The sequence below is a fragment of the Stenotrophomonas sp. 22DLJC03 genome (assembly GCF_056861405.1).
This window is the reverse complement of record NZ_JBSPUG010000002.1, coordinates 996,429-1,021,227: the sequence shown is the minus strand read 5'-3', so window position 1 is coordinate 1,021,227 and position 24,799 is coordinate 996,429. Positions and strand designations below refer to the sequence as shown.

The following is a 24,799-nucleotide window of genomic DNA, read 5'->3' as shown; positions in this document are numbered from 1 at the left end:
TGAGCATGAACACTTCTCTTCAATCCCTTACCCCGTGGTGACATGCAGCGCTCTGCACCGCAGAGCCCGCCCCATTAACGTGACGCGTCACGCCCGATTGGCACCACCCCATTGGCGCCCCACCCCTCCCCCACTATAGTGCCAACCCCACAAGGACGAGGCGGCACACATGCCCTATATCGGAATCGGACTCCACGTACTGGCGGCCATCTACTTCGCGGTGCACGCCATCCGCTCGGGCCAGAGCCTCTACTGGCTGATCCTGCTGTTCTCGTTCCCGCTACTCGGCAGCGTCGTCTACTTCCTTGCGATCTACTTCCCGGAAGCCCGCAACTCGCGCGGCGCACGGCAGGCAATCCGCTCCGCCAAGCAGCTCATGGACCCGGGCCAGGGCCTGCGTAACGCACGCGCTGAGTTGTCGCGAACGCCCACCGTGCAGAACCGGGTTCGCCTCGGCATGACGCTGCTGGATGCAGGCCAAGCGGAGGAAGCCAGGACCCTGCTTGAGCAGGCGGCCAGCTCGCCACTGGGTGACGACCCCTACATCCTTACCGGTCTGGCGCGCGCCCGCCTCGAGTCCGGGCACGCCGCGCTTGCAGTTGAGACGCTGGACGGCCTGTTCGCCCGTCATCCAGATGCGCGCCGCAAGCCGGAACAGACCCTGCTCTATGCACAGGCACTGGCCGCCGCCCAAGCAACTGGCACCCGCGCCGCGTTCGAGCGCGCCGTCGAATGCGGAAACGATGCGGCCGCCCGCTGCCTGTATGCCGAATGGCTGATGACACAACCGCAGCCCGCCGACCGCGAGCAGGCCCGCAGTCTGTTCGCCAGCATCATCGACGATGCCCAACACTGGTCGCGCCACGCGCGCAGCCACAATGCCGCTTGGCTGGAGCGAACCAAGGCCGCGATGAAGAGCTACTGACGTCTGGCAGCCTTTCAATCCTGTCGCATCCGCCTCGCTCATGACCTCGCCGGGCGGATGCCGACAGTCCGCAGGCCTGCGCCACCGATAGCGCCGAAAGCATTGCAGCGCAAGGCGGCTGCCCCCTCGTGCCGCATGCAACGATTCTGAAAATGTTGAAAGTAGTGACGGCATCGGCCTTACTGCATTGGCAACGCACACAACCGAGCGTATTCCTTCTGATGCCACCAATACATCGGTGGCCGGGGCTCGAAATCCCGGTAACGCGACTGTAGTTTGCGCTTGCCAGCCGGCACCAAGCTTTATGGTGCCGGCTGGCAATCCGTCGGCCGGTTATGGCGGGCGGTGCGTGGGGGCCTTGTGCCCACCGGTCATAGTCGCGTACCGGATTTCGAGCCACGCACCGTCCGCCACCTTTATCGGTGGCGGCTTCTGCATGCACGCAAGGAGCCCAGCCATGACCCAGCCCCACTCCCCTGCCCCACACCCGATCCACGACGTGCCCGCCAACGGCTCCGCACTGGATCCGAACACGCTCATCGCCCTGCTGCACAGCATCGGCTCCGGCGCTGCCTCCGATGGCCAGCCCTGGCCGGAGCGCCATCAGATGCCCGGGCGGCGCATTGCCCTGGCGGACGCCGATTGCTCCTTGGCCGGCCTTCGGGTGGTGCTGGAAATCCTGCTGGCCGCACAGCGTGCCCGCGAGAACGGCGAGTTGGAGCAATACGTTGGCCCGCGCGTCATAGAGGGGCTGATCATGGCTGGGCTGGGACTTACGGCGCACGCCAGCACACGAGTACGGCCGGACGACTGAGTGGCGCGGTACTGCTGGGCGGCCACTGCGCTGTGCCTCGTGGCGGTGGTTGCGGCACAGACGCGGTGGCTGGTGCCCCCACTGCCATCTCCCATCGGGTTCCAAAGCATCAACGACGATCGATTCTCACAACTGCGCCGCCAGGCGATGCAGTTGGTGGAGTCTCGGCCACGACAGGGCTTCCAGTTCGTCGAAGAACATCGGGATGCCTCGTTCCAGATTCACTGCAAAGGCGTTCCGGTGCTGTGGCTGGAGAGGCGCTCGCCGCATGTGCTGTTGCAGGCATCACTGGATGCGAAGCAGCGGGCGCCCGCAGTTCTGCAGATGCGGGCAATCCACCAATGGCAGTTGGAGCCATTGGATTATCTGGAACAGGTGCTGGCTGGTGTGCCGGAGCCTGTTCTGATGGATCGGGTGCTGCAGATTTTCGCCGCCAAGGTGCCTGATGCGTCGCGATGCGGCCCGCAGTAGTCGAGCATGACTCGACTCTACAGAGGTGCGGGTTGCGACTGCTCCGGTTCCTGGATGGATCCTTCCAGCAAGGCCACGTAAGTGTCCAGGCGTGTGCGCATGCTGATCAGCATCCAGCCCAGCAGGTACAGCAGCACCATGGCGAAGATCAACAATGCGCCGACAAGGCTGACGTCGAATGCGCCAGCCCAGTCACCCCATTTCCATCCCCGGAACTGCAGATAGAGCGCAATCAACAGTGGAAACGGCCCAAGCCGCTGCAGGCCGCCATACATCATGCCCATGCGCTCGATCATGTTGGTCCGCAGCGTGCTGACATAGCGAAGGCGTCGCTCGCGCTCGACACGGGGGAAGTCGCGAAGCTCGGTAACCACCGTTTGCCAGTGGGCGAAGTCGCCGTCCATTTCCTTGGCGTGCGAGAGACGTGGCTGGCTGAACTGACGAATGCCTCTGCGGGCGGCCAGGGCGCCTCCAACGACGAACCCACCGATCTCGATGGCCAGGCACGCAACAACCACTTGCAACACCACACTGACGGGTAGCCACCGATCAGGCAACTGGCCACAGAGAATGCCAACGATCGCGGCGGCCAAGCCAACGCGAAACGCCCACGTCTCCACCCTGCCTGCCTTCGGGTAGATGCTGTGCTCAACCAACCCCTGCACCCGCTGGTAAAGCCAGTGGAAAGTCAGTTCCTGCGAATCGGCCTTTGCCGGCGAATCGAGTCCGCCCCCTGCCTGCATGTCCATTGCGTCCCCTGCCCCCGGCTACGATACCGGCCGTAGCATCGTAGCCGACGCGCAGCAGCTTTCAGAAATAGAACCCGATATTGAGGTTCAGCCGCGAATGCCAGCGCGACGGGCCGCCACTGTTGATGCCAATGCCATCGCCGCCGGCAAACCACATGTTGCGGCCTGCAATCCAGTCAACATAGGTGAGCATCACGCCCTTCTGTAGGCTGCAGCCGGTAACGTTCTGCCAGGAGTCGCGCACCCCGCTGCTGTGCCCCACCGGGTGCGTCATGCTGAGGTTGTTGTAGCAGGTCAGGTCGTCCAGCCAGCCGCGCGGGCCAAAGGAATAGGCGACGTTGGCGCTGGGCACATCGGCCTCGGCCGCGATTTCAAACGGGGCCTGGAACGCCGACAGCGCGATGCGCTCGCCGGGCACGTTGTAGCGGTACCGCGCCCATTGCAGCTGGGTGGTCCAGCCATCGCGCTTCCACTGCGCGTGCACGGCGGCGGCCTGATGGTCGTGATGGCGGCGGCTGCGGGTGTTCTGCACTTTTCCTGCGAAGGCCGATGCGCCGACCAGCAGCTCGCCGCCTGCCCAGTCGCGCGATTGCTCGACGCGTACATTGAACCGCTGCCGTTCGCGATACGGCAACGCATCGGTCTGCGCCACATCGAAGGAATAGCGGTCGTAGCGCGCCCCGGTTCCGTATTCGTCACCCGAGAACCAGCCGAGGTGCCAGGTGGTCTTGCCGGCCTGGTGGAGCACCACAACGCCGGGGTCGTAGTCGTCCTCGATGCCCAGGTAGTACCCGGACCCGAACCAGAAACTCTGCGAGACCGTGGGCAGCAGCCCGAAAGGTACCTGCTGGATACCAGCCTTCAGCTGCGTGGCGTCGGTGAACTGCCAGCCTGCGTAGGCATGGTGGATGGCATCGAAGCCGTCGTACCAGCGGTACTGCGCGGAGAAGGAGAAAGGCCCGCTGCCGGCGTCGATGTCGGCGCGAAGCAGCTCCAGCTGCAGGCGGCTGGTGGGCCCGTAATCGAGCCAACCATAGTTGAATCGAACGGCGCCACCGAGATCGAAATGAGGCGCTGTGTTGCGGTCTTCGCTGGCCGCGCGCGCTTCGAGCGATGGCGCGGCCAGTGCTGCTGCGATGATGATGGGAACTGCCTTCACGGTCGCGTCCTGCCTCCTGTTCTGCGAGTGAAAACACTCGATTCCAGCCTTGGTGCGCGTTATGCCTCAACGTGAGGCATGACGTGCTGCGGCGTGCAGGTTACGCAATGGAGGGTGAAGCGAACGTCGGTCAGCCGTGCTCACATGCCCAGATCAGAGAGCCCTGGGTGATCATCCGGGCGACGCCCCAGCGGCCAATGGAACTTGCGCTCGCCTTCTTTGATCGGCATGTCGTTGATGCTCGAGAACCGATGCTCCATCAGGCCATCCGCTCCGAATTCCCAGTTCTCGTTTCCATAGGAACGGAACCAGTTGCCGGAGTCGTCGTGCCACTCATAGGCGTAGCGCACGGCAATACGGTTGCCGCTGAAGGCCCAGAGTTCCTTGATCAAACGGTAGTCCAGTTCCTTCTTCCATTTGCGGGCCAGGAACTGCCGCGCTTCCTCGCGGCCGTGGGTGAACTCGGCGCGGTTGCGCCAGCGGGTATCGAGCGAATAGGCCAGCGCGACCTTGTCGGCATCGCGGGAGTTCCAGCCATCCTCGGCAAGGCGCACTTTCTCGATGGCCGATTCAAGGGTGAACGGCGGCAGCGGCGGACGGGGTGCTTCAGTGGACACGGTGGAGCCTCCAATCAAGTGGATGAACGGGGTGCTTCGACGGGTTTTGATGACTCAGGCGTCAGCGCCTGGCCTGCTCCAACAACACCTTTGCAACATCCCTTGCAGTGTCTGCGGCGGTGTAGTCGCCCATCACGCGCGAAACGGTGATGGCGCCCTCCATGAGAACCAGCAGCTGCCGCGCCAGTGCTTCCGGCTGCTTGATATCCAGTTGCGTGGTGAGCTCCAGCGTGTAATCGAGCAGCTTCTGCTTGTGATGTTTGGCGATGTGGCGAATCGGATCGTCGGGATCGCCAACCTCGCCCGCGGTATTGATGAAGGCGCAGCCGCGATAGCCCTCGGACTGGAACCAGCCCTTGAGCACGGTGAACATGCTGAGGATGCGCGCTTCCGCGGTGTCGGCCTTGTTGCACTCGTGCTGGAACCACTGAAGCCAACGAGTATCGCGCGCGCTCAGCGCAGCTGCGGCTACCTGGTCCTTGTTTTCGAAGTGGCGGTAGATGCTCTTCCGGGCAACGCCGGAGGTTTTCACCAGCAGGTCCATGCCGGTGGCATGGATCCCGTTCTGGTAGATCAGCGCCTCGGCCGTGGCCAGGATCTTCTGTTGGGTATCGGTGGTGATTGTGTTCACGATGCCAAGGTAGAACGCTCGTTCCACCTTGTCAACAGGCAATGGGCGGCGTTTCGGGTGCACACATCCATGCAAGACGATCTATCAAGAAATGCGTACATTCCATCATCCAGACGCCCGATTTAGGTCGCAAAGTACGTCTCACCACCCAACCATGAGACGCCCTGCATGAACACTTTCGCCCGCACCCTGGCCATTGCCGCCCTCGCCCTCCCGGTCCAGGCCGGCCTGTCCGCCCAAGCCGCCGAACCGGCCAAGTCGGCGCCGATCACCAGCATCGCGCGCACCGCCAGCTACATCACCACCGCCGATGGCGTGCAGCTCTACTACAAGGACTGGGGCCCGAAGGACGGCCCGGTCGTCACCTTCAGCCACGGCTGGCCGCTGAACTCGGACAGCTGGGAATCGCAGATGATCTTCCTGGCCAACCACGGCTACCGCGTCATTGCCCATGACCGTCGTGGCCACGGCCGTTCCAGCCAGCCGTGGGACGGCAACGACATGGATCACTACGCCGATGACCTGGCCACGGTGATCAACACGCTCGATCTGCATGACGTGACGTTGGTGGGCTTCTCTACCGGTGGCGGCGAAGTGGCGCGCTACATCGGCCGCCATGGCACCGGCCGGGTGAAGAAGGCCGTGCTGATCAGCTCGGTGCCGCCGCTCATGCTGAAGACCGCCGACAACCCGAACGGCCTGCCGATCGAAGTGTTCGATGGCATCCGCAAGGCGCAGATGGACAACCGCGCACAGCTGTACAAGGACATCCCGTCCGGCCCGTTCTACGGCTTCAACCGCCCAGGCGCGAAGGTATCGCAGGGTCTGATCGATGCATGGTGGGCACAGGGCATGCAGGGTGGCCACAAGAACACCTACGACTCCATTGCCGCGTTCTCGGCCACCGATTTCCGCGCCGACCTGAAGAAGTTCGATGTGCCCACCCTGGTCATCCACGGTGATGACGACCAGATCGTGCCGATCGACATCTCCGGCCGCCAGTCGGCGAAGCTGATCAAGGGCGCCAGGCTGATTGTGTACCCGGGTGCGCCGCACGGCCTGACTGACACGCACAAGGATCGCGTCAACCAGGACCTGCTGACGTTCCTGCAGGAAAAGTGAGTCCCCTGGGGCTCTGGCATCTCGCCGGAGCCCTTTCCATCACCTCACGCTTTCGCAGCCGCACGCCACGCGGGCCACGCTTCGCTGATGACGCCAATCGCGGACTTCAGGAACAGCAGCGCGATGACCACGCCCGCCGCGATATCCGGCCAGCCGCGTCCGGTCAGCGCAACGCCACCGGCAGCCACCAGTACGCCGATATTGGCGGCGACGTCGTTGCGCGAGCACGCAAAGGTGCTTTTCATGTTGATGTTGAGCGCGCGGAACCGCCACAGCAGTGCCAGGCACACCAGATTGGCCACCAGCGCGATGGCTCCGAACCCCAGCATCAAGCCACTGGAAGGCGGAACGCCGTGGGCCAGCTTGCCGACCACCTCCACCACGATGAACACGAAGAAGCCCAGGATCAGCAGCCCCTTGGCGAGGGCTGCGCCGGCCTCCCAGCGCGCTCCCCGCTTCACTGCCCACAGGCTCAGGCCGTATACGATCGCATCGCCCAGCATGTCCACTGCATCGGCCTGCAGGGCGCTGGAGCGCGCCACGATGCCCGCGCCGAACTCGATGAAGAACATCGCCAGGTTGATGATGAGTACCGCCACCAGTACGCGCCGCTGCGCACTGTGGAGGGCCAACGCTTCCAGTTCCCGGCGCTTGTGGCCGCAGCAGTGGTCCATGGATGACTCCCGCCAGGCTGTGGCCGGGCTTGAAAAAGGTTGGGATAGTCGTTATCAACCCTGTAGCCACTACAAGGTCAAGCCCGTGTCCGCCCACCTCACCATCGGCCAGCTGGCCCGCCAGACCGGCACCAAGGCCGAAACCATCCGCTATTACGAAAAGATCGGCCTGCTTCAGCCACCGCTGCGGTCGGACGGCAACTACCGCTATTACAGCGCCCAGGACCAGCGGCGTCTGTCATTCGTGCGCCGCGCCCGCGAGCTTGGCTTCTCCATCGAGCAGATCCGCGAGCTGGTCGCCTTTGGTGAGCAGCGCGAACACGAATGCAGTTCGGTGGACGACGTGGTGAAAGCGCACATCGCGGATATCACGCGCCGGATCCATGACCTGCAGGCGCTGCAGGGCGAACTGAAGCGAATGATCGGCAATTGCCCGGGCGGTCGCGTGGCCGATTGCAGGGTGCTGGAAGCCCTTCAGCCGCAGCCATGACCCTGCTGCCCCATCCACATCAGAACGAAACCTGCGCTCGCACGCCGACGGTGTTGCCGGAATCCGGCCCTGCGCGTTGCCGACCTTGTTGACAGTGCGCGGCTCAGTCGCCCGCGCCGTCATCGTCCAGCGAGCGCGGTGGCTGAGCTGCAGCCGTGGGTATCGCGTTGGCATCGTGCGGCGGCAGCCGCGCAGGCGGCGGCCCGAGGTAGCCGTGGCTGCGTGCCCAGTTGGCGAAAAGGCGCGGCCACTGCGCGACCAATGTCCCGGGCTTGCCCAACCCCCAGCTGTGACCTCCGGCTTCGAACAGGTGCAGCTCCACCGGAATGCCTGCCGCATGCGTGGCCTGGTACATGGCCACGCTGTGGCCGACATCCACGGTGCGATCATCCACGGCCTGGGCCAGGAACACCGGCGGCATGTCCTTGCGCACGTGCTGTTCGACCGAATAGGCCTGCTGTGCGTCGTCCAGACTCGCCAGCTCCCGCTTCGACCGGGTCTGGTCCAGCGGCGCGCGCATTGAAACGACCGGATAGATCATGCCAAGGAAGTCAGGGCGCGCGGACAGCTGGTCGGCTGCATCCACCGGCGGATACAACGGGGCATCGAAGCGCGTGGCAACGATACCGGCGAGATTGCCCCCCGCGGAAAAGCCCAATGCGCCGATGCGCTCCGGATCGACCCCCAGGCTTGCCGCCTGCGCGCGCAGCAGCCGCATGGCGCGCTGGCCATCCTGGAAGGGCGAGACCGGTGCCCACCCATCAGCGGGCAGCCGGTAGTAGACCACGGCGGCCGTGACACCCAGCGACTGCAGCCACTGCGCCGTCGGCTTGGCAGCGCTGCCGATCTGGATGCGGAAGTAACCACCACCGCCGAAGATCACCACGGCTGTCCCGTTCGGTTTCAGTGGTCGGTAGATCTCCATGCGCGCGTTACTGATTCCCGAGACAGCGCCCTTTGCGCTGCCCTCGATACCGATCCGTTCCGGGCCACGTGCGCGTTGCTGCCAGTGGCCCTGCGGCCACAGCGGAACCACCTCGGGTGCCGGTGCGGGCGGCGCTGCCGGCAGCGCGCCCGCGAGCAAGGGATTAAGCAGGAACAGAAGCACTGCCAGCCCGCGCAGTTTCCCCACATGCAGACTCATATCACGCCCTCCCGTCGGCCTTTACGTGGCGAAGTGTGCGTCGAGTTGCGTTGGCGACCTATAGCCGGATGGGACTAGCTGGACCGTGTTTTTCTGTGTGCACTGCAGCATCAAAGTGGACGCCTTTGGCTGGAGAGTCACCAGAGGATTCGCCATTGCACGGTTTCGTCAGACTTCCTTGTTTTCTCGCCTCCTCCCGCTCCGGCAACTGGCTCTCTGCTGGTGATGGAGGCGCTGCTGTCCATGGCAAGCGACTGGCTCGAGGGTCGAGCAGAGCATGGCTCGGCTTTACAGAACCAATGGCTTCACACGCGCTGCCCCAGCTCACGCACAAGGAACGGCGCCGTCCTGCTGCCCTTGGCTCGAGCCACTTGTTGCGGCGTTCCCTTCGCCACGATGGTGCCGCCCGCAGCCCCTGCGCCAGGCCCAACGTCAATCACCCAGTCCGCCTGCACGACCGCGCGCATGTCATGCTCGATCATCACCACCGTATTGCCCGCGTCCACCAGTCGCTGCAGCTGCACCAGCAGCCTGTCCGCGTCCGATGCATGCAGGCCGGTGGTGGGTTCGTCCAGTACGTAGAGCGTGCGCCCGCGCTGGCTGCGCTGTAGCTCGGTCGCCAGCTTGATGCGCTGGGCTTCACCGCCTGAAAGCTCCGTGGCCGGCTGGCCCAGCCGCAGATAGCCCAGGCCGATCTCCTGCAGCAGCTGCAGCGGGCGGGCAATGGCCTCTTCCTCGATGAAGAACGCGTGCGCCTGGTCCACCGTCATCTGCAGGACTTCGGCGATGTTGCGGTCATTCCACAGCACCTTCAGCGTGGCCTCGTTGTAGCGGGCGCCATGGCAGGTGGGGCACGGCGCATAGACGCTGGGCATGAACAGCAGTTCGACGCTGACGAAACCTTCGCCTTCGCAGGTCTCGCATCGGCCCTTGGCCACGTTGAACGAGAAACGGCCGGCATCGAAACGCCGACGGCGCGCGGCGGGCGTAGCGGCGAACAGCTTGCGCACGTGGTCGAACAGCCCGGTATAGGTGGCCAGGTTGGAGCGTGGGGTGCGGCCGATGGGCTTCTGGTCCACCTGCACTACCCGCTGGATGGCGTCCACATCGCCAGCCAACCGGCCTCGGGTCGCTTCGATCACGGTCGGCGCGTCGGTGGGCGCATTCTCGGCGCTGTTGTCCTCGGGCTCATGCCCCAGGTGCAGCAGCACCAGCTCGGGCAGTGCCTGCGCCATCAGGCTGGATTTGCCCGACCCCGAAATGCCGGTCACTGCGGTCAGCAACCCCAGCGGCACCTGCGCATCCACACCCTGCAGGTTGTGGCGGTGGATGCCCTTCAGCTCCAGCCAGCTGCTGGCGCTGCGCTGCCGGCTGGCAGGCGCAGGCACCTGATCGAACAGATACAGGGCCGTGCGCGACTCCTGAACCTTGCGCAGGCCGTCGGGCTCGCCACTGTAGAGGACCTGGCCACCGTGCTCGCCCGCCTCTGGCCCAACATCCACCAGCCACTGCGCGCGGCGCATCAACTCCAGGTCATGTTCAACAACGAACACCGAGTTTCCGCCGTCGCGCAGCCGCTCCAGCGCGTCGTACAGCGCTTGGCTGTCGGCGGGGTGCAGGCCAGCCGAGGGCTCATCGAGCACGTACAGCACACCAAACAGCAAGGAACTGAGCTGGGTGGCCAGCCGCAGGCGCTGCAGTTCGCCAGCGGACAGGGTTGGCGTGGCGCGATCCAGCGAGAGATACCCCAGGCCCAGGTCACGCAGCTGGCGTACCCGCGCCATCACACCGCCTGCAAGCCGCTGTGCGGCCAGTCGCTTCTCTTCGGACAATGCCGAGGTCAGCCGGACGTCGGGGGCGCCCTCGTGGGTCGCTTGGCCACTCGCGGCCCTCCGGGCGCGATCACGTGGTGTTGCGCTCCTGCTGGTGCGAGTGCCCTTGGTGTGCGCGCCGAAATCACCTTGTGCGATGGGCCCGAGCAGATCCGCCAGTTGATCCAGCGGAAGCCGCATGAACTCGCCGATATCCACGCCGGCGAAGGTGACCGAGAGTGCCTCCGGCTTCAGCCGTTTTCCGTGGCAGGACGGGCACAGCTTGCCTTCCATGTAGCGCGAAACACGCTTGCGCATCAGTGCGCTCTGGGTGTTGGCAAAGGTGTGCAGCACGTAGCGGCGCGCACCGGTATAGGTGCCCATGTAGCTGGGTTCCAGCTTGCGCTTCAGTGCGGCACGGGTCTCTGCGGGCGTGAACCCGGCATAGACCGGCACGGTTGGCGTTTCCTCGGTGAACAGGATCCAGTCGCGGTCCTTCTTCGGAAGCTTCTTCCACGGCACATCGATGTCGTAGCCCAGCGTGACCAGGATGTCGCGCAGGTTCTGGCCATGCCATGCCGGCGGCCACGAGGCGATGGCGCGTTCACGGATGCTCAGCGACGGGTCCGGAACCATCAGCGCTTCGGTCACCTCGTACACATGTCCCAGGCCGTGGCAGGAGCTGCAGGCGCCCTGCGGTGTATTGGGCGAGAAGTCCTCGGCGTACAGCATGGGCTGGTTGGCCGGGTACGCCCCGGCGCGCGAGTACATCATGCGCACCAGGCTGGACAGCGTGGTCACGCTGCCCACCGAGGACCGTGCATTGCTGGCGCCGCGCTGCTGCTGCAGGGCAACCGCAGGCGGCAGCCCGTCGATGGCATCCACATCGGGCACGCCCGCCTGGTCGATCAGGCGCCGCGCGTATGGCGCTACGGACTCGAAGTAACGCCGCTGCGCCTCAGCAAAGACCGTACCGAAGGCCAACGACGACTTGCCCGAGCCCGACACCCCGGAGAACACCACCAGTGCATTGCGCGGAATGGAGACATCGACATTCTTGAGGTTGTGCTCGCGCGCGCCGCGCACCTCCACGCAACCGCTGGCTGCGGCAGCGCATGAGGATTCACCGAAAGGGTTGTTGGACATCGTTACGTTCCTGCAGGCAGTGAGCGGTGCGCCTCAAAGCGAACCGAGGGATGCATTTTCGCTGCTGCGAGGTGAATGTGGTGAGGGAGTTCCGTCCTCGGGGCTCAACTCCGGCCTCACGGGCCGACAGCCCAGCCTTCACGGCTACCATGGCACCTGCAATGCAACTATGCAGGACGCGCCCTCCCTCCCCTCGGTAAACCATGACCCACCTTCGCCGTCTGTTTGGCCGCTGGCTGCGCCTGCGTCGTCGCGTGCGTTGGCGTTGGCGTGAGCGCCAGGCTTCAGCACCGGCCATCGAGGCCACCGAGGGCCCCCTGCGTGCGGCGCTGTACAGCGTTGAACAGATGGAGGTGTACGGCCGCGCGCTTGCGCGCCAGCATCGGGTACGGATGCGGCCTGGCGCGGAGCGCCTGCTCGATCGCCTGCAGGCCAACGAGCGTGTGCTGGAAGACGCCAACACGCTGCTCAGCAGCGTGGTGCGTGAGCAGCGGCCGGTCACCCCGGCCGGGGAATGGCTGCTCGACAACTACTACCTGATCGAAGAACAGATCCAGACCGCACGGCGCCACCTGCCACGCGGCTACAGCCGGCAGTTGCCGTCGCTTGCCTCCGGCCCCTCGGCCGGATTGCCGCGTGTGTACGAACTGTCGATGCAGGCCATCGCGCACGGCGACGGCCGCATTGACGCCGACACGCTGGGCCGGTTCATCGCCTCGTACCAGTCGCTCGCGCCGCTGAGCCTGGGCGAACTGTGGGCCGTACCCATCATGCTGCGGCTGGCGCTGCTTGAGAATCTGCGGCGTATGGCCGCCCGGGTGATGCGCGATGGCACGGACCGAAGCCTGGCTGCACAATGGGCTGACAATCTCAATCTCGCGGCCTCCGACACCCCTACTGATGTGGTGTTGGTGGTTGCCGACATGGCACGGTCCGCGCCGCCCCTGACCGGAGCGTTCATCGCCGAGCTGACGCGCTCGCTGCAGGGGCGCGGCGGCGCGTGGGCCATGCCCATCGCCTGGCTGGAACAGTGGGCGGCAGCGGCCGGGCAGCGCGTCGACGAGCTGGTCGCCGCTGAAGGGCAGCAGCAGGCGGCCGATCAGGTATCCATCGGCAACAGCATCGGCAGCCTGCGCTTTCTCTCCACCATGGATTGGCGCACCTTTGTTGAAGACATGAGTGTGGTGGAGCGGCGGCTGCTGGAAGACCCGATGGGCGTCTATGCCCAGATGGATTTCGCCACCCGCGACGCCTATCGCCACGTGGTGGAGAAGATCGCCCGCGGGAGCCGCATGGCAGAGGAGCGCGTTGCAACCATCGCGCTGGACCTGGCACGGGCGGCTACGCCGCCGGATGGGCAACGCACGCACGTTGGCTACTGGCTTGTCGGCGAAGGCCTGCACGCGACCGTTGAAGCGGTGGCCGAGGCAGCACCGCGCCACCGCAAGGCACGGCAACTGGCGCATCGCGTGCCGCTTGCACTGTACCTGCTGCCGATCACCCTGCTGGCGGTGCTGGCCACCGCTGGCCTGTTGGCAACCGGCAGTGGTTCGGCCCCTCTCTGGTTGGCCACGCTGCTTGGGCTGCTGGTATTCAGTGAGCTGGGCATCGTGCTGGTGAACTGGACCGCGACGGTGCTGGTCGCACCCAGGCCGCTGCCCAGGCTCGACTTCGGCGAGGGCATTCCTGCCGCCTGCGCCACCGTGGTCGCGGTTCCCTCGATGCTGTCCAGCATCGAGGGAATCGACATACTGGTCGAAGCGCTGGAGGTCCGCTTCCTGGCCAACCGCGATCCTCAGCTGCGCTTCGTGCTGCTGACGGACTTTCTCGACGCATCGGCAGCCACGACGCCGGTGGACGACACTCTGCTTGCACACGCCGTTGCGCGGATCGAGGAGTTGAACGGGCGTTACGCGCCCGAGCGCGGCGATCGCTTCTACCTGCTGCACCGTCCCAGGCAATGGAACCCGGGTGAAGGCGTGTGGATGGGACACGAGCGCAAGCGTGGCAAGCTGGCGGCGCTCAATGCCCTGCTTCGTCTGGGCGATGCAGCCGCGTTCATGCGCATCGTCGGTGACGCGGCTGCGCTGATCGGTGTCCGCTACGTCATCACGCTGGATTCGGACACGCAACTTCCGCGGGATGCGGCACGCGCGTTTGTCGCCACCCTGGCGCACCCGCTCAACCGCCCGCGCTTCGATTCGACGCTGCAACGCGTGGTGGAGGGTTACGGCATCCTGCAGCCCAGCGTCGGCACCAGCCTGGGCCGGCGCCGCACCTCGCGTTTTGCCCGGATGTTCGGCAGCGAGCCCGGCATCGATCCGTATACGCGCATGGTATCGGACGTCTACCAGGACCTGTTCGACGAAGGCTCGTTCGTGGGCAAGGGCATCTATGACGTCGACGCCTTCGAGCATGCACTGGAGGGGCGCCTGCCCGAGAACCGCATCCTCAGCCACGATCTGCTGGAAGGCTGCTATGCGCGCGCCGGTCTGGTCAGCGATGTGCGACTGTACGAGGACTATCCCGAGCGCTACGCCGCCGACGCCAAGCGTCGTGCACGCTGGATACGCGGCGACTGGCAGTTGCTGCCCTGGTTGATGCCGTGGACCCCGCGTCCGGGCCTGGGATGGGAACGCAACCGGCTCAGTCTGCTGTCACGCGGCAAGCTGCTGGACAATCTGCGCCGCAGCCTGGTGCCGATCGCTGCCCTGGCTTTGCTGTTGGTGGGTTGGCTGTATTCCGCAGACCCCGCCGCATGGACGGCGTGGGTGCTGGCGCTGTGGTTCGCGCCACCGCTGATAGGAATGCTGCGCGATGCCCTGAGCGTGCCCGACGACACGCCGCTGGAGGCGCATTACATCAAGGTCGGGCGCGGTACGCTGCAGTCGTTGCTGCGCGCGTCCACCCAGGTAGCATGCCTGCCCTTCGAAGCATTGCTGGCTGGTGACGCGGTGCTGCGCACGCTCTGGCGCATGGCGGTCACACGCCGCCACCTGCTGCAGTGGAACCCCTCCAGCGAAGTCGAGCGCCGGCTTGGTAGTGACCGCGGCGCGGAATGGCGGGTGATGGCACCGGCCTCTCTGCTGGCACTCGCACTGGTGGCTGTGGTGGCCAGCGTGCGTCCGCAGGCGCTGCCGCTCGCCCTGCCCTTGCTGTTGGCGTGGACCTTCGCGCCGGCGTTGATGGCATGGCTGGGCCGGCCGCCGGCCGCGAGCGTGGCGGAGCTTTCCGTTACGCAGCGGGCGTTCCTGGGCCAGCTGGCGCGGCGCACCTGGTCATTCTTCCAGGCCTGGGTGCGCGAGCAGGATCATTGGCTGCCGCCGGACAACATCCAGGAGCATCCGTCGCTGGTGGTGGCGCGGCGCACCTCGCCGACCAACATCGGCCTGTCGCTGCTGGCAAATCTGTCGGCGTGGGATTTAGGCTATCTGCAGATGGACGCGGTTGCTGAACGTACCGCCCTCACCTTCGATACGCTGGACCAGCTGCCGCGCCATCGCGGTCACTTCCTGAACTGGTACGACACCGAAACCCTGGCGCCGCTGCCGCCGCGCTATGTCTCCACCGTGGACAGCGGCAACCTGGCCGGCCATCTGCTGACACTGCGCCAGGGCCTGATCGCGCTGGTGGACGCGCCAGTGCTGGCACCGCACACGTTCGACGGCCTGGCCGATACGATCGGCGTGCTGGAAGAGGAACGGCAGCGTCATCGCCCCGGCGATGCACCACTGGTCGGGGCGCTCAACCACCTTCGCCAGCGTCTGGCGTCAACGCGCATCGACCGCCCCGTCGGAACGGCGGAAACTCTCGCCCGCTTGCAGGAGCTGGCCGGCTTGGCTGACATCGTGCTGGCACTGTGGCCGGCACCGCCATCGCCCGAGGAAGGCGAACTGCATTGGCCGGCCCTGCTCGCCGCCGAATGCCATGCCGCCCACGCGTCGCTTGCCGACCTCCCTGCCGATGTAATTGCAGACGACGAAGCGCCGGTGCCCAGCCTGCGCCAGCTGGCTGCCCTGTCCGGCAAGGCCGGCGCGGATGCACGCGCGCGCATCCAGCAGATGCATGCCCTGGCGCACCGTGCCGGGCAGTTCTCGATGATGGAATACGGGTTCCTGTTCTACCGCACCCGCAACCTGCTCTCGATCGGTTACAACGTCGACGACCATCGCCTCGACAACAGCTTTTACGACCTGCTGGCGTCCGAAGCACGACTGTGCGCCTTCGTCGCCATCGCCCAAGGCCAGTTGGCGCAGGAGAGCTGGTTTGCGCTCGGCCGGATGCTCACCGAGGTCAACGGCATGCCGACGCTGCTGTCATGGAGTGGCTCGATGTTCGAGTACCTCATGCCGCAGCTGGTGATGCCCAGCTATCCGGACACGCTGCTGGACCAGACCGCGCGGCATGCGGTCGAGGCCCAGATCGTCTACGGCCGCACCCTGAACCTGCCGTGGGGCGTGTCCGAGTCCGGCTACAACGCTGTCGATGCGCGCCTGAACTACCAGTACCGGGCGTTTGGTGTGCCGGGGTTGGGGCTGAAGCGCGGTCTGGGCCAGGACCGTGTCATCGCGCCCTATGCCAGCATGATGGCGCTGATGGTGGCACCGGAAGCGGCGTGCCAGAACCTTCAGGTGCTGGAAGGATTGGGGTTCGCCGGGCGCTTCGGCATGTACGAGGCGATCGACTACACCCCTGCCCGCCTGCCACCCGGGCAGGATCACGTGCTGTTGCGTTCGTTCATGGCCCACCACCAGGGCATGGGCCTGCTGTCGCTGGATTACCTGTTGCGCGACCAGCCGATGCAGCGCCGCTTCCTTGCCGACGCCGAGTTCCAGGCCACCCTGCTGTTGCTGCAGGAGCGTATCCCGCGCATCGGCGTCTTCCATCCGCACGAAGTGGAAGCGCTGGGCGAGCACTCCACCCTGGCCGAGCACGAGACGTCGCTGCGCGTGCTGCGGGACCCGGGTGGCCCGCGCCCGGAAGTGCAACTGCTGTCCAATGGACGCTACCACGGCATGCTGACCCACGCCGGCGGCGGCTACAGCCGCCACGGCGACCTGTCGCTTACCCGCTGGCGCGAGGACGGCACCACCGATGCCTGGGGGTCGTTCTGCTACCTGCGTGACGTCGACAGCGGCGAGTTCTGGTCTGCCGCGTACCAGCCGACGTGCGTGGCGGTGGACAATTACGAGGCGATCTTCTCGGACGCCAAGGCGGAATTCCGTGGTTCGCGCCGCGGCTGCGAGAGCCACCTGCAGGTCGCCATCTCCGCCGAGGACGACATCGAGCTCAGGCGCCTGCGCCTGACCAACCGCAGCCGTCGCCCGCGCACGGTGGAGATCACCACCTATGCCGAAGTGGTGCTGGCACCTGCGGCGGCCGACGATGCGCATCCGGCCTTCAGCAACCTCTTCGTGCAGAGCGAAATCCTGGCGGCCAAGCAGGCGGTGCTGTGCACGCGTCGGCCCCGTTCGCACGACGAGGTGCCGCCGTGGGTGTTCCATCTGGTCGCGGTGCATGACGCGGAGGTGGTGTCTATCTCATACGAAACCGACCGCGCACAATTCCTGGGCCGTGGCAACACACCGCGGACGCCGCAGGCATTGACTTCCGATGCCGAGCTTTCCGGCACCGATGGCTCGGTGCTCGATCCGATCGTGGCCATCCGCGTCCGCGTGGTGCTTGAGCCAGAGCAGACTGTGCAGCTGGACATGGTGTATGGCGTCGGCGCCGACCGCCCCGGTTGCGAGGTGCTGGTGGACAAATACCGTGACCGCCGTCTGGCGGACCGCGTCTTCGATCTGGCCTGGACGCACAGCCAGGTGGTGCGTCGGCAGATCAATGCCAGCCAGGCCGAGGCGGCGCTGTACGAGCGCCTTGCCAGCCACGTGCTGTATGCCGGCCCCCTGCTGCGCGCGGGTGCCGGCGTCCTCCTGCAGAACCAGCGCGGACAATCCGGGCTGTGGAGCCATGCCATCTCGGGCGACCTGCCCATCGTGCTTCTCAAGGTCACCGATGCGGACAATGTGGAACTGGTCAGGCAACTGGTGCAGGCTCACGCCTATTGGCGCCAGAAGGGACTCAACACCGACCTGGTCATCTGGAATGACAGCAAGGCCGGCTATCGGCAGGAACTGCAGGACCAGATCCTGGGCATGGTGGCCGCCAGTTCGGAGACAGGCCTGCTTGATCGCCCCGGCGGCATTTTCGTGCGGCCGGTGCAGAACATGACCCACGAGGACCGCATCCTGTTGCAGGCGGTGGCGCGGGTGGTGATCAGCGACGAGGACGGCACCCTTGCCGCGCAGGTCGGCCGACAACCGCTGCCCCCGCGAAGGATCCCGCCCCTGTTGCCGCAGGCAGTGCAGGAGGAACTGGTGCTCTCGATGGAGTCGGCTCCCGGGTTGCCCATCGTCGCCGACTCGGGCCCCGACGTCGGGTTGCCCCCGGGCGCCGGGCACGATGAAGAGATGGACGACCCGTGGCCTTTCCTTCCCCATCGCGGCACCGGCCAGTTCGACAACGGTACCGGCAGCTTCAGCGAGGACGGTCGCGAGTACGTCGTAGTGCTGCGGGAAGGGACGCCGACGCCAGCGCCCTGGGCAAACGTGATCGCAAACGCCCGCCTGGGCACGGTCGTCAGCGAGAGTGCGCCGGGCTACACGTGGTTCGAGAATGCACACGAATTCCGCTTGACGCCCTGGCTCAATGATCCGGTGTCGGACACGGGCGGCGAGGCGTTCTACCTGCGCGACGAGGAGACCGGTCATGTCTGGTCGCCGATGCCGCTGCCGCGAAGGGGCAGCGGGGCGTACCGGACACGGCACGGATTCGGCTACACGGTCTACGAGCATGTCGAGGACGGCATCGCCAGCGAGCTGTGGGTATTTGTCGACGTCACCGCGCCGCTGAAGTTCTCGGTCCTGCGCTTGCACAACCTGTCGGGCAGTACACGGCGGCTGTCGGCCATCGGCTACGTCGAATGGGTGATGGGTGACCTGCGGGCGAAGTCGCGCATGCACGTGGCGACCGAGCGCGACCACCAGAGCGGGGCGCTGCTGGCGCGCAACGCCTACAACACCGATTTCGGCGGCCGGATGGCCTTCTTCGACACCGATGCAGACGGCTGCGGCTGGACCTGTGATCGCCTGGAGTTCATCGGCCGCAACGGCAGCCTGCAAGCACCTGCGGCGCTGCGGCGCGAACGCCTGGAGGGACGCCTGGGTGCGGGCCTGGATCCCTGCGCGGCGATCCAGGTACCGCTGGAGCTGGCCCCGGGCGATCGCAGTGAAACAACATTCCGCCTTGGCGCGGGGCGCGACCGCGAGGAAGCGCTGGCGCTGGCACGAAGCCGCCAGGGGGCTCAGGAAGCCATCGACGCGCTGGACGCGGTACGCATCCACTGGCGCAATGTGCTGGCCACGGTGCAGGTGCGTACACCGGACCCGGCGTTGGACGCATTGGCCAATGGCTGGCTGGTCTACCAGACACTGGGTTGCCGCTACCTGGCGCGCAGTGGCTACTATCAGTCAGGCGGAGCATTCGGCTTCCGCGACCAGCTGCAGGACGCGCTCGCCCTGGTACACGCCCGCCCGGACCTGACCCGCGATCACCTGCTGCTATGCGCTGCACACCAGTTCACCGAAGGTGATGTGATGCACTGGTGGCACCCACCGCAAGGGCGCGGCGTGCGCACCCGCTGCTCGGACGATTATCTCTGGTTGCCCCAGGGCGCGTGCCGCTATCTGGAAGTCACCGGCGACTCCAGCGTGCTGGACGAAGTGGTCGGTTTCATCGAGGGGCGTGCGGTGACCGCGGAAGAGGAAGGGTATTACGACATGCCCACACCCTCGACGCAGCGCGGCACACTGTACGACCACTGCATCGTTGCGCTCGAGCGTGGTTGCCGGTTGCTCGGCGAGCGCGGCCTTCCGTTGATGGGAACCGGTGATTGGAACGACGGCATGAACCGCGTTGGCGACCAGCAGCGCGGAGAAAGTGTGTGGCTGGGATTCTTCCTGCATGACACGCTTCGTCGCTTCATCATGCTGGCCAATGCCCGCGGCGATGCAGCCCGTGCGCAGTGGTGCCAGGAGCAGGCCGAACGCCTGCGACGGAACCTCGAACACCATGCCTGGGACGGGGCGTGGTATCGCCGCGCCTGGTTCGACAACGGGACCCCGCTGGGCTCGTCACAGAACGAAGAATGCCGCATCGATTCGATCTCGCAGAGCTGGTCGGTGCTGTCAGGCGTCGCCGCGCCCGAGCGCGCCTCGCAGGCGCTGGATTCGCTGTACACGCACCTGGTGCGAAAGGACGCCAAGCTGATCCAGCTGCTCGATCCGCCCTTCGACCAGACCCCGGAGGACCCCGGCTACATTCGTGGATACGTGCCGGGCGTGCGCGAGAATGGCGGCCAGTACACCCACGCGGCCGTGTGGGCGGCGATGGCATTCGCACAGCAGGGCGATGCGGTACGTGCCTGGGAGCTGGCCGGCATGATCAACCCGCTCAGTCACACGCTGGACCCGGAGGCGATCCAGACCTACCGCGTCGAACCCTATGTGCTGGCGGCGGATGTATACGCCGTGCCTCCGCACGTCGGGCGAGGCGGCTGGACATGGTATACCGGGTCGGCCGGCTGGATGTATCGCCTGTTGGTCGAATCCCTGCTCGGCATACGTCGCGAGGGTGATCGTCTGTCGCTTGAACCGTGTCTACCCGATCATTGGCCGTCATTCGAATTGAGCTACCGCTTCGGCCGCAGCTTCTATGAATTCGTGGTGACCCGCAGTGCGCAGGGCCGGCCGACGCTGCATGTGGATGGCGCGCTGCAACCGGATCTCAGCGTGCTGCTCCGCGACGACGGTCATCACTACCGCATCGCGCTTGACCTGGGGGCGGCGCCAGGATGAACGTTCGCCCCGAAATGCAGTTGCCGCCTGATGTACCTGCTCATCTCCAGGCGGCGATGCCAGCTGTTCGAGGCCGCCTGCGATGCTGGCAAAGCGCTGCGGGCGGCAACAACTACCTCGTAGAAACCCTCCGTGCGTAGCGCAGAACCGTTTCCTCATCCTGCATGGCAATCTTCGCCGAAGACAGCCACCTGCTGGCTGCGCCCTGATTCTCGATAGCCCTCGCAAGATCGTCACACAGACAGTTCGCACAAAGGTAGCCTCCAGGGCTCGGCCTGCGGCATCTCTTGCAAGGCAGCAATGTGGTCTCCGAGGGACTTCGGAGCTGATAGGCAATGCGTACCATAAGGGCCTCCGCGTCCGTGCTTCTGTCATTCAACCTGCTCACACCCGTTACTCCTTCCACAGAAAGGGGGCAGCGCAGGCCTGCGCCGCCCTCCTCCAACTACCTGCAGCCGAGATTACTTGTTCGGCTTGTGCGATCCATCCTTGTTGGCATGGCGGTCCTTGGACTCCTTGTCCTGAAGTTGCTGTGCCTGCTGCTGCTTCTGCTTCCCAGCGTCCGGTTCGGCAACCGCGGGCTTGTTCGAGTTCGAGGCGTCACGTTTAAAGTCATTCATGGTCTACTCCATCGCGATGGATTCACCGCATGAGCAGCATGCGCCCACCCCTGTTGTTCACAGGTCGCTTTCAGAGCGGAAAATGAACACCCCGCATGAACACCCCGTCGCCGCCAAAGCTCCAATGCATCCATGTGATGGCAATCCGAGTGGCATGCCTGGCAATGCAGGTCGCCGGACGTGGTTTGATCAACCGTTAACCTGCAGGTGCCACACTGCTGTCTCACGGCTCTTCCCAGGCGCGAAATGCTTCGCCCCTAAGTCCAGCCCCCAGACGGCTCGGCACATGCATCCTCCCAATGCCTTCAGGATCCACACGATCCAACTTCTTCTCGCGCGCAATGATGCAATCGTCCACCTCGAGCAGGTGCGATCAACATGCAAGAACTGTGGGCTGCGGTCCTCAATGACCGAGAACGCGGGGCTCAGAGCGGGCCCGACAGGCATGACACTGACATGCCCAGCTTGCGGGGCTACAGGGCTGATGGATGAAATGGAGATATGGCACCACTGGCTCGAGCAATGCCGGCGCCAATGATCTACCCGTCGCCCGGATGCCTTCCAGCCAGCGACCCCATCGTAAAGGCGTAACCTGCCTGTTCCAGAAGCGCCCTCATGCGCAGCTCAACACCGCGGGGTGAGCGCAGGCCGTTCGGTGCATAAAGGGCATACACGTAGCCAGCACCGTCAATGGTCTCGCGGCGTACAGCGCACTCGTTCGATTCAGCAGCTTCGCACCAGACGGACATCAGCCTCGCGGGACTGATCGACTGCCCGCTGCGAAGACGAAAGAACAGCCAGCGCACCCCTGGCGGTCGAGCTTGATCCAGTCTGGCCATTGCGATTCCCGGATTCCTCTGCATGGATCACTGAGAACTCAGGGTCCAGACAAGTGTGCGCGGCTTTGGAGGAGCACAGTAGATCCGTGCCCTTGGAAGCCTCAAGCATACGCTCAGGCAATGTCAGCTCCGAATGCGACGCCTACCACGCTGACCCGTCGACTTTCCTCGCACATAGAAAAACGTGCATCTCTTCTTCCTGGACAGCCCTGAACGATTCCAACCAACTGAACGCTACCCCTCGATTCCCGATGGCTGCACCAAGTTTCTCAGTCAAGCACCGTGCACACTCCATTCCGCCGTGGCTGGGCGCACAACAGAATCGGCAACACGCCATGGTCGTCGTCTTCTCTGGACGACACTGGAACATGATCTTCGTCATCAGACTCACAGCCTGGGACCGGGAGGACATGCCATTCCCCAATGAATGCGGAAGTAGCCGCGCCGAGCGCGACCTCTTCCTATGCCTTAGTGACGGATGTCACGGCCGGGATCACTCGGTTTCCCATGCCCGGAACTTGACTTGTCATGCTCATTGTCACCCTGCTGCGGTTGACAGTGCCCATCCATCCGTTATTCCGACGTGCGCAGATCCCTCCCGGATGAACGAGCGCCATGAACAGGCCTGGCCTGCGAAGGGGTGTACAGTGATCTCCCTGAAGGAGAACAGCAATGGAACGCACAAGAAGCAGGCACTACGTCGACGTAGACCGTGAACTCACCCACTGGGAAACCGCGTTCAACCTGGGCGCGCTACCCGCAGTCAATTTCCGGCACGAGGTTGCCCCGGTCATTCGGCTGGCGTGTGATATCTATGTCAGGAACCCTCATGGAACACGCTCAGCATGGCTCGAGGATCTGCAGGAACGGCTCGCCAAGCGTTCAAGCCTGCGCGGTAATCCCGGCGCGGCAGAAATCGCCACTGGATGCTGGATGCTTCTGTCCGTAACCGAGCCGTCCAATCGAAATGGCAACCTCAGGCATCGCCCTGTCGACTAGCCACATCATTTCCTTCTCGCATCAACTGGTCGTTCAGTACGTGCACAATGGACATGACTGCGCTTGCCAGTCCGCGGGCGTCGCTGATTGACCCATAGAAGAAGATCTTCGAGCCCTCGACACGGACTTCGGCCAGTGAGAGTTGAGATGCCAGGGCTTCGCACTTCATGACGAACAGCTCCGTCCATCGCGCACCGGGCTCCAGATCCAGCAGAGCGGTAATTGCTTCGTCCGCGGACAAGTCCACATGCTCACGTAGTTGTGGCACATCGAAGCCGATGATTCTGGGAAGCATCGAGGCGCTCAAGCGTCGGCCCTCTGGTTGATCATCCTGAGTATCCGCCAAGTGGTGCCTGCCAGGTAGGCCCTCGGAGTGAACGGTTCATCCCCCTCGTCCATGCACCAATGTCCTGGCTTGGCGCTTGACGAGACGCGTCACGGCCAGATCATGCTCAGCCTGCGGCCTCCAGCCCATTGCCCGCTGCGTCCAGTCGCCACGAAGCCAGGTGGCGGCACTACTTGCCAGTAACACTTCGCCCGGCTTCATGGCGGCGATGCCGCGCGTGACAAGAATGGCGGGAAGCAGCCAGACGCAGGTCGGCGTCTGCGAGGCGAGTTGCTGCGGCATGTTCACGGCCAGTCCCCTTGGTAAGTGGCGGTGCGGCGTCATCGCCATGGCGCTCACTATTCGCACTCACGCGCCCTGCAGCCAGTGGCAGCTGTCAGTCATTGGGGGTTGCTGGGCGGTAACCGGGCGCACCGAGGGTGCTCTCGATCCAATCCACATAACGCGATACCCGGACGTTGTGCACCACCTGGCCATAGAAGCCGGCTTCAAGGGCATGCTCGGGAACAGCGGTGATCCAGGAGCCCAGGCCAACCAGTTGCCAGACGCCGTGATCCTCGATCACCAGTGGACCGCCGCTATCGCCGCTGCCCAACACGCCTTCAAGTGGCAGACCTTGCGGCGGGGCATCGAACCGATACCAGAGATAACGATCATTGCCACCGGTAATCGCGTTGTATGCCCGACGCAGCGTGGTGCGGTGCGGTCCGCCCGGTACCAGTCCCATCGCACCGTTGCCGGTGGCGCCCTTTCCGATCAAAGCGGCGACCTGCGCGACCTCGGCACTGCCGCGATACAGCACGACGGGCTGCACATCGTTCACGGGCGCTGCGAGCCGGATCAGTGCAATGTCATCCGATGTGGCCAGGAACGCGTGTATCTTCGCCGGGCTCCCTGTCGCCAGCGCCTCCTTGCCCAATGCGTCGGGCATTCTCCTGTAGCCGGGATGCACGACCACGCGCTCCACGCTGTAGTCCTTGCCATTGATGGCGATGGTCTGCCCCATCCCCTCCATCGGTGCGGCATGCGCTGCCGTCAGCACCCACTGCGACGCGATCAGAACGCCCTGCCCTTCGCCCGGCATGTCGGCCAGGGCAGGAAACTCGGTTCCATCGATCCGGTATCGGGCATCGTCCACATCGTGACGGATGACCACCGCTCCAGCAGCGAACGGCAGCGCGGCAAGCGCCAGGAACAGCCAGCGAACCATGGGAGCCTCGTCCTTGCGGTCAGTTGCTGCAAGCCTAGTTGAACACGTGGATGCTCAGCAGGCCATGTGACCAAGGCCCCGTACTGGACGACGAACACAGGGAAACTGGTTGCGGAA

General features: G+C 64.9%; 17 protein-coding genes. 6 read left to right on the top strand and 11 right to left on the bottom strand.

From position 1 onward, the window contains the following. The first annotated feature begins 169 nt into the window (after positions 1-169). From AC13GA_RS10550 to AC13GA_RS10540, 3 genes are all read left to right on the top strand, one after another. Positions 170-925 carry a tetratricopeptide repeat protein gene (locus AC13GA_RS10550; RefSeq protein ID WP_482998061.1) on the top strand — a complete coding sequence of 252 codons (756 nt, stop codon included), beginning with the start codon at positions 170-172 and terminating at the stop codon, positions 923-925. 457 nt (positions 926-1,382) lie between these two features. Further along, a complete protein-coding gene (locus AC13GA_RS10545) occupies positions 1,383-1,739 on the top strand; it encodes a hypothetical protein (protein ID WP_482998060.1) in 357 nt (118 codons plus the stop codon). Beyond that, positions 1,740-2,210, top strand: a complete 471-nt coding sequence (locus tag AC13GA_RS10540; protein ID WP_482998059.1) for a hypothetical protein — start codon at positions 1,740-1,742, stop codon at positions 2,208-2,210. 17 nt (positions 2,211-2,227) lie between these two features. Here the strand turns inward: AC13GA_RS10540 and AC13GA_RS10535 are convergent, their stop codons facing one another. From AC13GA_RS10535 to AC13GA_RS10520, 4 genes are all read right to left on the bottom strand, one after another. Then, entirely contained in the window at positions 2,228-2,959 is a 732-nt protein-coding gene (locus AC13GA_RS10535; RefSeq protein WP_482998058.1) for a hypothetical protein, read from the bottom strand. Positions 2,960-3,020: 61 nt separating this feature from the next. Continuing rightward, positions 3,021-4,118 carry a hypothetical protein gene (locus tag AC13GA_RS10530; protein ID WP_482998057.1) on the bottom strand — a complete coding sequence of 366 codons (1,098 nt, stop codon included), beginning with the start codon at positions 4,116-4,118 and terminating at the stop codon, positions 3,021-3,023. Positions 4,119-4,258: 140 nt separating this feature from the next. Further along, positions 4,259-4,735 (bottom strand): nuclear transport factor 2 family protein, encoded by a 477-nt coding sequence (locus AC13GA_RS10525; protein WP_482998056.1) that lies wholly within the window; start codon positions 4,733-4,735, stop codon positions 4,259-4,261. Between the two features lie 61 nt (positions 4,736-4,796). Further along, complete coding sequence (locus AC13GA_RS10520) at positions 4,797-5,366, bottom strand: TetR/AcrR family transcriptional regulator (RefSeq protein WP_482998098.1); 570 nt, start codon at positions 5,364-5,366, stop codon at positions 4,797-4,799. A 168-nt stretch (positions 5,367-5,534) separates the two neighbouring features. On the opposite strand from AC13GA_RS10520, the gene AC13GA_RS10515 reads away from it, so the two are divergent. Further along, the gene (locus AC13GA_RS10515; protein ID WP_482998055.1) at positions 5,535-6,488 is read left to right on the top strand and encodes an alpha/beta fold hydrolase; all 954 of its coding nucleotides are present in this window, start codon (positions 5,535-5,537) and stop codon (positions 6,486-6,488) included. Positions 6,489-6,532: 44 nt separating this feature from the next. Here AC13GA_RS10515 and AC13GA_RS10510 read toward each other — a convergent pair whose 3' ends face one another. Next, entirely contained in the window at positions 6,533-7,162 is a 630-nt protein-coding gene (locus AC13GA_RS10510; RefSeq protein WP_482998054.1) for a cation efflux transmembrane domain-containing protein, read from the bottom strand. Here AC13GA_RS10510 and AC13GA_RS10505 point away from each other — a divergent pair. Then, a complete protein-coding gene (locus AC13GA_RS10505) occupies positions 7,161-7,652 on the top strand; it encodes a MerR family transcriptional regulator (protein WP_482998053.1) in 492 nt (163 codons plus the stop codon). The two genes, AC13GA_RS10510 and AC13GA_RS10505, sit on opposite strands and share 2 nt — an antisense overlap. A 103-nt stretch (positions 7,653-7,755) precedes the next feature. On the opposite strand, the gene AC13GA_RS10500 is transcribed toward AC13GA_RS10505, so the two are convergent. Continuing rightward, positions 7,756-8,796 carry an alpha/beta hydrolase gene (locus tag AC13GA_RS10500; protein WP_482998052.1) on the bottom strand — a complete coding sequence of 347 codons (1,041 nt, stop codon included), beginning with the start codon at positions 8,794-8,796 and terminating at the stop codon, positions 7,756-7,758. 305 nt (positions 8,797-9,101) lie between these two features. After that, entirely contained in the window at positions 9,102-11,753 is a 2,652-nt protein-coding gene (locus AC13GA_RS10495) for an excinuclease ABC subunit UvrA (protein ID WP_482998051.1), read from the bottom strand. 203 nt (positions 11,754-11,956) lie between these two features. On the opposite strand from AC13GA_RS10495, the gene AC13GA_RS10490 reads away from it, so the two are divergent. Continuing rightward, complete coding sequence (locus AC13GA_RS10490) at positions 11,957-20,668, top strand: glycoside hydrolase family 94 protein (protein ID WP_482998050.1); 8,712 nt, start codon at positions 11,957-11,959, stop codon at positions 20,666-20,668. 461 nt (positions 20,669-21,129) lie between these two features. Here the strand turns inward: AC13GA_RS10490 and AC13GA_RS10485 are convergent, their stop codons facing one another. The 4 genes from AC13GA_RS10485 to AC13GA_RS10470 form a co-directional block, all read right to left on the bottom strand. Then, positions 21,130-21,288, bottom strand: coding sequence for a hypothetical protein (locus AC13GA_RS10485; protein ID WP_169050314.1), 159 nt, complete (start codon positions 21,286-21,288; stop codon positions 21,130-21,132). Positions 21,289-23,103: 1,815 nt separating this feature from the next. Next, on the bottom strand, positions 23,104-23,433 hold the full coding sequence (locus AC13GA_RS10480; RefSeq protein ID WP_253077978.1) for a hypothetical protein: 330 nt from the start codon (positions 23,431-23,433) through the stop codon (positions 23,104-23,106). 75 nt (positions 23,434-23,508) lie between these two features. After that, on the bottom strand, positions 23,509-23,802 hold the full coding sequence (locus AC13GA_RS10475; RefSeq protein ID WP_482998049.1) for a hypothetical protein: 294 nt from the start codon (positions 23,800-23,802) through the stop codon (positions 23,509-23,511). 46 nt (positions 23,803-23,848) lie between these two features. Beyond that, positions 23,849-24,682, bottom strand: coding sequence for a S1 family peptidase (locus AC13GA_RS10470; RefSeq protein ID WP_046985534.1), 834 nt, complete (start codon positions 24,680-24,682; stop codon positions 23,849-23,851). Positions 24,683-24,799 lie beyond the last annotated feature (117 nt).